This is a genomic window from Nocardia sp. NPDC005746, assembly GCF_040630785.1.
Taxonomy (GTDB): domain Bacteria; phylum Actinomycetota; class Actinomycetes; order Mycobacteriales; family Mycobacteriaceae; genus Nocardia.
This window is the reverse complement of the sequence record NZ_JBEXYE010000035.1, coordinates 32,507-41,221: the sequence shown is the minus strand read 5'-3', so window position 1 is coordinate 41,221 and position 8,715 is coordinate 32,507. Positions and strand designations below refer to the sequence as shown.

At 68.4% G+C, this 8,715-nt stretch carries 10 protein-coding genes; 7 read left to right on the top strand and 3 right to left on the bottom strand.

Annotation, left to right across the window (positions count from 1 at the left end; all coding sequences use genetic code 11):
• Positions 1-185 precede the first annotated feature (185 nt).
• From ABZ412_RS35030 to ABZ412_RS35020, 3 genes are all read left to right on the top strand, one after another.
• Positions 186-917, top strand: coding sequence for a rhomboid-like protein (locus ABZ412_RS35030; RefSeq protein WP_357289351.1), 732 nt, complete (start codon positions 186-188; stop codon positions 915-917).
• A gap of 64 nt (positions 918-981) precedes the next feature.
• Complete coding sequence (nucS, locus tag ABZ412_RS35025; protein WP_357289348.1) at positions 982-1,659, top strand: endonuclease NucS; 678 nt, start codon at positions 982-984, stop codon at positions 1,657-1,659.
• A 3-nt stretch (positions 1,660-1,662) separates the two neighbouring features.
• Positions 1,663-1,968, top strand: a complete 306-nt coding sequence (locus tag ABZ412_RS35020) for an ATP/GTP-binding protein (RefSeq protein WP_357289346.1) — start codon at positions 1,663-1,665, stop codon at positions 1,966-1,968.
• A 210-nt stretch (positions 1,969-2,178) separates the two neighbouring features.
• Here the strand turns inward: ABZ412_RS35020 and ABZ412_RS35015 are convergent, their stop codons facing one another.
• Both ABZ412_RS35015 and mce read right to left on the bottom strand, forming a co-directional pair.
• Positions 2,179-3,150 carry a hypothetical protein gene (locus ABZ412_RS35015; protein ID WP_357289344.1) on the bottom strand — a complete coding sequence of 324 codons (972 nt, stop codon included), beginning with the start codon at positions 3,148-3,150 and terminating at the stop codon, positions 2,179-2,181.
• An 86-nt stretch (positions 3,151-3,236) separates the two neighbouring features.
• Complete coding sequence (gene mce, locus ABZ412_RS35010) at positions 3,237-3,734, bottom strand: methylmalonyl-CoA epimerase (protein WP_357289341.1); 498 nt, start codon at positions 3,732-3,734, stop codon at positions 3,237-3,239.
• 87 nt (positions 3,735-3,821) lie between these two features.
• Between mce and ABZ412_RS35005 the strand changes: the two genes are divergently transcribed.
• The 3 genes from ABZ412_RS35005 (at position 3,822) to ABZ412_RS34995 (ending at position 6,535) form a co-directional block, all read left to right on the top strand.
• A complete protein-coding gene (locus ABZ412_RS35005; protein ID WP_357289339.1) occupies positions 3,822-5,006 on the top strand; it encodes an acetyl-CoA C-acetyltransferase in 1,185 nt (394 codons plus the stop codon).
• Positions 5,007-5,247: 241 nt separating this feature from the next.
• Positions 5,248-5,619, top strand: coding sequence for a DUF3817 domain-containing protein (locus ABZ412_RS35000; RefSeq protein ID WP_357289336.1), 372 nt, complete (start codon positions 5,248-5,250; stop codon positions 5,617-5,619).
• 58 nt (positions 5,620-5,677) lie between these two features.
• Positions 5,678-6,535, top strand: coding sequence for a tetratricopeptide repeat protein (locus ABZ412_RS34995; RefSeq protein ID WP_357289357.1), 858 nt, complete (start codon positions 5,678-5,680; stop codon positions 6,533-6,535).
• A gap of 70 nt (positions 6,536-6,605) precedes the next feature.
• Here the strand turns inward: ABZ412_RS34995 and ABZ412_RS34990 are convergent, their stop codons facing one another.
• Complete coding sequence (locus tag ABZ412_RS34990) at positions 6,606-7,967, bottom strand: TrpB-like pyridoxal phosphate-dependent enzyme (protein ID WP_357289333.1); 1,362 nt, start codon at positions 7,965-7,967, stop codon at positions 6,606-6,608.
• Between the two features lie 120 nt (positions 7,968-8,087).
• Between ABZ412_RS34990 and ABZ412_RS34985 the strand changes: the two genes are divergently transcribed.
• Positions 8,088-8,708 carry a TIGR03086 family metal-binding protein gene (locus ABZ412_RS34985; RefSeq protein ID WP_357289330.1) on the top strand — a complete coding sequence of 207 codons (621 nt, stop codon included), beginning with the start codon at positions 8,088-8,090 and terminating at the stop codon, positions 8,706-8,708.
• Positions 8,709-8,715: the final 7 nt, after the last annotated feature.

The following is an 8,715-nucleotide window of genomic DNA, read 5'->3' as shown; positions in this document are numbered from 1 at the left end:
CTGCGCCGATGGTACTGCACTCGACAGGGTGTGGGAGAGTAGGACACCGCCGGAACATCCTTCGCGAAGGCCCCCAGCAATCTGCTGGGGGCCTTCTGCGTATTCTGGTGTTTCCCGGGTATCCCGGGTATGTACCCACAGAGAGTTCCCAGCCGAAAACCAGTCCCGGCTGGATGAGAAAGACAATGATCGACAGCATGGTCCTCGCGCCCGCGTCTCAGCGGCCCGTCACCGCCCGCCGCTTCCGGTGGTCGGCCCTCTGGCTCCCCGCCACCTACAGCTACGTGGGTGTGCTGATGGCGGTGGCTGTCGCCCTGACCATGGTGAGCGCTCCCCGTGAGACGCGAATCCTGCTGCACGCCAGCACCAACCTGCACAACCTCACCAACGGCCGCTTCGGCACGTTGTTCTCCAGCGCCTTCCTGGTCGGTGAGGGTGCGGCCACGGTCTTCTTCATCGTCCCCATGCTGGCCTGCCTGCTGGCGTTGGCGGAGCGCAGGCTGGGGGCTGTGAGGCTTGTGCATACTTTCTTCGTCGGCCATATCGGTGCGACCGTCCTGGTCGCGCTGGGCCTGTGGGTAGCTGTGCAGTCGCAGCTGATCCCCGGCAGCATCGCCATGGCCCAGGACGTGGGCGTCAGTTATGGCTCGATGACCGTCGTGGGCGCCCTGGTGGCCGTGCTGCCGCCGCATCGCCGGTGGGTGTGGGCGGGTACCTGGCTGTCGTTCGCGCTGGGCGGGGTGGTGTTGTGGCACACCTTCACCAATGTCGGTCACTTCCTGGCGCTGTGCCTGGGGCTGGGAATCGGGCGGTTGACGATTCGCCGGCAGGGCGGTGCGGTGCGGCCGTTGAACGTTCCGGAGTACCTGTTGCTGGCGGGCGGGTCGCTGTTCGCCTGCCTGATGCTGCTGGGCTGAATCCGACGCCGCCTGGGTCGAGGCCGCGTCACCGCGGCCGCCGCCCGGTCACTAGACTCGACCGGTGCGCCTTGTGATTGCTCGTTGCCAGGTCGATTACGTTGGCCGTCTGACCGCCCATCTGCCCATGGCTCGTCGTCTGCTGATGATGAAGGCCGACGGTTCGGTGCTGGTCCATTCCGACGGTGGTTCCTACAAGCCGCTCAACTGGATGAGCCCGCCGTGCTGGCTGGAGGAGCGGGAAACCGATTCCGAGACAACCCAACTGTGGGTGGTGGCCAACAAGGCCGGTGAGGAACTCCGGATCACGGTCGAGGACATCGAGCTGGATTCCAAGCACGAGCTGGGTGTGGACCCGGGTCTGGTGAAGGACGGCGTCGAGGCGCACCTGCAGGAGCTGCTGGCCGAGCACATCGAAACCCTCGGCCCCGGTTACACCTTGATCCGCCGCGAGTACATGACGGCCATCGGACCGGTCGACATCCTGTGCCGGGACGCGGACGGCGCCACGGTGGCGGTGGAGATCAAGCGCCGCGGCGAGATCGACGGTGTGGAACAGCTGACCCGCTACCTCGAGCTGCTCAATCGCGACCCCCTGCTGGCCCCCGTGGCGGGCGTGTTCGCGGCCCAGCAGATCAAGCCGCAGGCGAAGACCCTGGCCGCCGATCGCGGCATCCGTTGCCTCACGCTGGATTACGACGCCCTGCGCGGCACCGACTCCAGCGAATTCCGTCTTTTCTGACCCATGCCCCGCCGTAAGCCCCGCCCCCAGGACTCGGCGCGATCCCGCCAGGATCCGCGCCCCCTGGGCGACGTCTTCGGCCGCACCGAATCCGGTCCCGGCACCGACGAGACCTTCATCGTCCGGACCGTCCCCGGTACCCGCGCCACCAAGCCCTACCGCTGCCCCGGCTGCGATCAGGTGATCCCGCCCGGCACCCCGCACATCGTGGCCTGGGCCGCACACGACGGCGAGGACGACCGCCGGCACTGGCACACGGGCTGCTGGAAGGGCCGCAACACCCGCACCATCACCCGCCGCTGGTCCTGACCACCCCCCGAGTCCTGACGCCCTGGAAATCGGTGTTGAGCCTCCCTCGGCCCCTTGGAGCCGCGATGACTGTCGGCATGCGTCACACCGTTGCGGCACAGCACAACTCGGCGGATCGGTTCCCGATCGCCATGGGGCGCATAAGGAAGGCCGCCTCCCGGTAGGGAGGCGGCCTTGGTACGGAACGGGTTGTCGCCCGGGATGGTGGAATTAGCCGGAGATGTCGGCGTTTTCGCGCTCGTCGACGATTTCGTCGTCGTCCTGCGCCTCGGAGATGGCCTTGCGGCCGCCCTTGGCGAGGGAACGCTGTTCCGGTGCGCCGTCGAGGAGTTCGCTTTCGCGGTTGACGGCGGCGAGCATGGCCGGGACCGAGTCGAGCTGGCCGCGGATGCCGAGCAGCTGGGCCAGGACGCGGCCGCGGAGGACACGCATTTCCTCGGCGAGTTCCTTGGCGTGCGCGATCTTCCGATCGGCGGTGTTGGTCGCCGAGGTGATGAGGCGGTTGGCCTCGTCGGTGGCGTCCTTGATGCGCTGGGCGGCCTCGGCGCGGGAGGTGGCCTCGAGCTCCTCCATGGCGCGGGTCAGCTTGGTGCGCCGCTCCGCCATGGTGACCTCGAAGTCCTGCTGCGTCGCCTTGCGCTTGGCGTCGGACTCCTTGGTGAGGCGATCGGCCTCGGCGTTGGCCGCCTCGACGATCTTGGCGGACTCGGAGCGGGCGTTGGCGAGAGTCTGCTCGAATTCGATTTCGAGAGCTTCGCGCTTCTCCTTGGTCTCGGAGAGGAGCGATTCGTACTTCCCACGCATTTCGGTGGCCTGCTGCTCGGCGATCGAGATCATCTCGGCGGCCTCGGCCTGAGCCTGGGCGCGGACCTCGGAGGCCTCGTCGGAGGCCAGGCGCAGCATGCGGGAGATGCGATCGGACATGCCTTCGGCGGTCGTCGGCGGCACGGACAGCCGGTCGACTTCCTTACGGAGCTCGTCGATCTCGTCCCGGGCATCCTCGAGCTGTGCGGCCAGGTTGCGGGCCTGGGCGGCGGCGGCATCGCGGTCGGTGGCGGTGACCCTCAGCTCGGCATCGAAACGGTCGAAGTAGTTACGCACCTCGTCACGGTCATAACCCTTCCGCACAACGGTAAAGGGCAGCGCGACGAAGCGATTGCGATCGGGCTCAGTGGACGACATGCCCCACAAACTACAGCCTGACCGTCGCGGATGGTGAGCCGACCGCGAATGTTGTTACGCCCTCTTTAGGAGGGCGGAACACGGTACTAGTGAGTAGTTTTCGCGGCCGGTTCGACGAGTTCGACCAGCACACCGCCAGCATCCTTGGGGTGGATGAAATTGATGCGGGAACCAGCGGTTCCCCCGCGCGGCTCTGCGTACAGCAAACGCAAGCCCCGTTCACGCAGTTGCGCGGAAACCGCCTCGACATCGGTGACGCGGTAGGCGAGCTGCTGCAGGCCAGGACCGTTTCGGTCGATGAACTTGGCGATGGTGGACTCCTCGTTGAGCGGAGCCAGCAACTGGAGAGCGACCGAGCCCTCGGGCGTGCCGGGGACCGACAGCATGGCCTCGTGGACGCCCTGCGACTCGTTGATCTCGCGGTGGGTCTCCACCATGCCCAGATTGTCGCGGTACCAGGCGACCGCGGAATCCAGGTCCGGCACGGCGATTCCCACGTGATCGACGGCCACGACGTATTCCGACGGGATGAATGCGGTGTTCTCGGTAGTGCTCACAGCAGTGACGGTAGCGCGCACCCGCATACCCCCGCCGAAGTGCCTGGAGTTACCGTGGAGTACGGCTCCGATGGTTGGCGGAGCCGTGACGACACACAGTAAGTGAGGCCCCACGTGACGACTACCTCCGTGATCGTGTCCGGTGCGCGCACCCCGGTGGGTCGCCTGCTCGGGTCGCTGAAGGATTTCAGTGGCTCCGACCTGGGCGGCATCGCCATCAAGGCGGCGCTGGAGAAGGGCGGGGTAGCGCCCGAGCAGGTCGACTACGTGATCATGGGCCAGGTGCTCACCGCCGGCGCGGGCCAGATCCCGGCCCGGCAGGCCGCGGTCGCCGCGGGGATCCCGATGGACGTCCCGGCGCTGACCATCAACAAGGTGTGCCTGTCCGGCATCAACGCAATCGCCATGGCGGATCAGCTGATTCGCGCCGGTGAGTACGAGATCGTGGTGGCCGGCGGCCAGGAGTCCATGACCAACGCCCCGCACCTGCTCGAGAAGAGCCGCGAGGGCTTCAAGTACGGCGATGTGAACCTGCGCGACAGCATGGCCTACGACGGCCTGTACGACATCTTCACCGACCAGGCCATGGGCGCGCTGACCGAGCAGCGCAACGACACCGACAAGATCAGCCGCGAGGAGCAGGACGCCTTCGCCGCCGCCTCGCACCAGAAGGCGGCCGCGGCCTGGAAGAACGGCCTGTTCGCCGACGAGGTCGCGCCGGTCTCCATCCCGCAGCGCAAGGGCGACCCGATCGTGTTCGCCGAGGACGAGGGCATCCGCGCCGACACCACCGCGGAGTCGCTGGGCAAGCTGCGCCCGGCCTTCCGCAAGGACGGCAGCATCACCGCCGGTTCCGCCTCCCAGATCTCCGACGGCGCGGCCGCCGTGATCGTCATGTCGAAGGCCAAGGCCGAGGCGCTGGGCCTGAGCTGGATCGCCGAGATCGGCGCGGCCGGCGTCGTCGCCGGTCCCGACTCCACCCTGCAGGACCAGCCCGCCAACGCCATCGCGAAAGCCTGTGCCAAGGAAGGCATTTCGCCCGCCGAACTGGACCTGGTCGAGATCAACGAGGCCTTCGCCGCGGTCGGCATCGCGTCCACCCGCAAGCTGGGCATCGATCCGGAGAGGGTGAACGTCAATGGCGGCGCCATCTCCATCGGCCACCCGCTGGGCATGTCCGGCGCCCGCATCGTGCTGCACCTGGCCAACGAGCTGAAGCGCCGCGGCGGCGGTGTCGGCGCGGCCGCCCTGTGCGGCGGTGGCGGCCAGGGTGACGCCCTGATCATCCGCGTGAAGTAAGCGCGCTCCGCGCGGACAGCTGCACCGAACAGGCCCCGGCTCACGATGAGCCGGGGCCTGTTCGTGAACTGGGGTTTGGGGCCTTCAGGAACTGGGGTTCGGGGCCTCGAGGAACTGAGGTTCGGGTCCTGCAAGAACTGGGGGTTCGGGGGCCCAGCCCCCCGAAAATCCTCCTCTCACGCTGAAAGCGTGTGACCAGCTCCACTACGGGGCGTCGTAGCCAGTCGGGCAGAATGGGGGCATGGGTGATCTGTTCGACCTGTCCACGGTCGCGAAGCGTGTGCGTTTCTTCGGCCTGCTCGAGGTGCCGTCCTGGGTGCTGCTGTTCATCGGCTCGGCCCTGAAGCGCGCCGACGCGCTGGGCATCGCCGATCAGCCGATCAAGTGGCCGGTGATGGTGTTCGGCATGCTGCACGGCGTCGTGTTCCTGGCGTACGCGATCAACTGCCTGCTGGCCTCGCGTGAGTTCGAATGGCCGGGCAAGACCACGCTTCTCGCGCTGGCGTCCTCGGTGGTGCCGTTCACCTCCGTGCTCTTCGAGCGGTGGGCGATCAAGACGGGTCAACTGGGTGAACTGAGCGGAGCCCCGGCGCCCGCCGCCGTCGCTTCGTGACAAACTGGATGGCGTGACTCGACCCGCACGCCGTCCTTCCGCCGCCGCAGCCGCCGCCATGTCGGGCGCTGTGGACCTGTCCGCTCTCAAGCAGCCGGCCGCCCCCGCGGGGGAGGTCCCGGGTGACCACGCCGTCACCGAGGCCAATTTCGAGGATCGAGTGCTGCGGCGCTCGACCCAGGTCCCGGTGGTGGTGGCGCTGTACTCGCAGCGCAGCCCGGGCAGCATCGAGCTGGTGAAGCTGCTCGAGCAGCTGGCCGGCCGCAGCGGCGGCGACTGGGATCTGGCCACCGTCGAGGCCGAGGCCAATATGCGCATCGCGCAGGCCTTCGGTGTGCAGGGCATTCCGACCGTGGTCGCGGTGGCCGCGGGCCAGCCGCTCGCCGACTTCACCGGCAATCAGCCCGAGGAGCAGGTGACGCAGTGGCTGGCCGCCGTGGTGGACGCCGTGCGCGGCAAGCTCCCCGGTGTCGGCGAGGGTGACGCCGCCGAGCCCGAAATTCCCGAGGATCCCCGTTTCGTCGCGGCCGAAGAGGCTTTGGAGCGCGGCGAATTCGACAACGCCATCGCCGCCTACCAGGACATCCTGACCGCCGAGCCGAACAATGCCGAGGCCAAGGCCGCGCTGCGGCAGGTCCAGTTCATCTCCCGCGTGCAGGATCTCGACCCGGCCGCGGTGGCCAAGGCCGACGCCGACCCGGCGGATCTGGACGCCGCCATCGCCGCGGCCGACCTCGAGATGTTCAATCAGCAGCCCGACGCCGCGTTCGATCGGCTGATCGCCCAGGTCAAGCGCACCGCCGGGGACGACCGCACCCGGGTCCGCACCCACCTGCTGGAGCTGTTCGAGCTCTTCGACCCGGCCGAGCCGCTGGTCGTGGCCGCCCGCCGCAAGTTGGCCGCGGCCCTGTACTGATTCCGAGATCAGGGAGCTCCCAGCGCGGGGATTCGGACAGAATCCCGCGCTGGGAGCTCCCTGTTCTTTTTCAGAGCTTGGGGAGTCCGGCGAGCGCCGCGTCGATCCGGGGCTGGGGTAGTTCGAAATCGGGGATGTCGCCCGCCAGATAGCGTTCGTAGGCGGTCATGTCGAAGTGGCCGTGCCCGCACAGCGCCGTGAGCAGGACCTTCTTCTCCCCGGAGGCGGTGCAGCGGTTGGCTTCCTCGATGACCGCCGCGAGCGCGTGCGAGGGTTCGGGGGCGGGCAGGATGCCCTCGGTCTTGGCGAAAGCGACCGCGGCGGCGAAGCATTCGCGCTGCTGCTTGGACACCGCCTCGAACAGCCCGAGCTCGTACATGTGCGAGAGCAGCGGCGACATGCCGTGGTAGCGCAGGCCGCCCGCGTGTACGGGATCGGGGATGAAGTCGTGGCCCAGGGTGTGCATCTTCATCAGCGGCGTGAAGCCGGCGGTGTCGCCGAAGTCGTAGGCGTAGATGCCGCGGGTGAACGACGGGCAGGCGGCCGGTTCGACGGCGCGGATGACGGGATTCCCTCGGCCCGCGAGCTTTTCGCGCAGGAACGGCAGGAACAGGCCCGCGAAGTTGGAGCCGCCGCCGGTGCAGCCGATGATCACGTCGGGGGCGCGCTCGCCCGCCGCGGCGAACTGCTTCAGCGCCTCCTCGCCGATGACGGTCTGATGCAGGAGCACGTGGTTGAGCACGCTGCCCAGCGCGTAGCGGGTGAACGGGTCGCCCCCGGCCACCTCGACCGCCTCGCTGATGGCGATGCCCAGGCTGCCTGGCGAATCCGGGTGGTCGGCAAGGATTTTCGCGCCCGCCGCGGTGACCGGGGAGGGGCTGGCGTGCACGGTGGCGCCCCAGGTCCGCATGAGGGTGCGCCGGTGCGGCTTCTGGTCGTAGGAGGCGCGGACCATCCACACTTCGCAGTCGATGCCGTACTGCGCGCACGCGAACGACAGCGCGCTGCCCCACTGGCCGGCGCCGGTCTCGGTGGTCAGGCGGCGGGTGCCTTCGGCGGCGTTGTAGAAGGCCTGCGGCACAGCGGTGTTCGGCTTGTGTGAGCCCGCGGGGGAGACGCCCTCGTATTTGTAATAGATGCGCGCCGGGGTGCCGAGCGCTTTCTCGAGTCGGTGTGCCCGGAACAGCGGTGTCGGCCGCCAGAGCCGGTACACGTCGATGACCTCGTCCGGGATGTCGAGGTAGCGGTCGTCGCTGACTTCCTGCCGGATCAGTTCCATGGGGAACAGCGGGGCGAGGTCCTCGGGGCCGACGGGCTGCCCGGTGCCGGGGTGCAGTGGTGGCGGCGGGGGTTCGGGCAGGTCCGGGATGACGTTGTACCAACGCCGCGGGATCTCGGATTCGTCCAGTGTGATCTTGGTGCGCTCGTCCACGGGGCCCTCCCGGGCTTGATCCGACTGTCCGTCCAGGGTGCGCCCGAAGCGGACCTGTTGGTGTGGAATTGGCCGGATTGTTCCTGGTCTAGATCGGTCGAAATTAGTAAGCTTGTGCGTATGATACGCGCGTACGAAGAATTGTTGGCCTCGGGAACCGAACTGCTCGCGCTGGACGCCCGCGCGGTGCGGACGAGCATCGACGTGGTGTCGTGGGTGACCTCGGGCGACCTGGACGCGTCCACCCCGTGCGAGGGCTGGGCCCTGCGAGAGCTGCTGGAGCACATGATCGTTCAGCACCACGGGTTCGCCGCGGCGGCTCGCGGGGAGAGCGATCTCGGGCTGTGGAAACCGCAGCCGCTGGGCGCGGACCCGGTCGGCGAATACCGCGCGGCAGCCGAGCACGTGCTGGCCACGTTCGCCGAGCCGGGCGTGTTGGAGCGTCAGTTCCCCCTGCCGGAGGTCCGCGACGGCATCGTCATCCCGGGGACACTGGCGGTCAGCTTCCACTTCATCGACTACGTCGTGCACTCGTGGGATGTCGCGCGGGCGCTCGGCCGGACCGTGGAGTTCGACGACGATCTGCTGAGCGCGGCGCTGCCGGTGGCCGAGGCGGTCCCGCGAGGTGCGGAGCGGGAGCGGCCGGGCGCGTCGTTCGCGCCGGAAGTACCCGGCGCGCAGGCGTCGGGGCTGGATCGGATTCTGGCCGTGCTGGGCCGCTCGCCGAGCCGGCCGGAATAGGGAACCG

Excerpts from the sequence above, each read along its gene's own strand:
- ABZ412_RS35020 (WP_357289346.1), top strand. The coding sequence starts at position 1,663 with ATGCCCCGCCGTAAGCCCCGCCCCCAGGACTCGGCGCGATCCCGCCAG.
- ABZ412_RS34995 (WP_357289357.1), top strand. The coding sequence starts at position 5,678 with ATGTCGGGCGCTGTGGACCTGTCCGCTCTCAAGCAGCCGGCCGCCCCC.
- ABZ412_RS35000 (WP_357289336.1), top strand. The coding sequence starts at position 5,248 with ATGGGTGATCTGTTCGACCTGTCCACGGTCGCGAAGCGTGTGCGTTTC.
- ABZ412_RS34985 (WP_357289330.1), top strand. The coding sequence starts at position 8,088 with ATGATACGCGCGTACGAAGAATTGTTGGCCTCGGGAACCGAACTGCTC.
- ABZ412_RS35015 (WP_357289344.1), bottom strand. The coding sequence starts at position 3,150 with ATGTCGTCCACTGAGCCCGATCGCAATCGCTTCGTCGCGCTGCCCTTT.
- mce (WP_357289341.1), bottom strand. The coding sequence starts at position 3,734 with ATGCGGGTGCGCGCTACCGTCACTGCTGTGAGCACTACCGAGAACACC.
- ABZ412_RS35030 (WP_357289351.1), top strand. The coding sequence starts at position 186 with ATGATCGACAGCATGGTCCTCGCGCCCGCGTCTCAGCGGCCCGTCACC.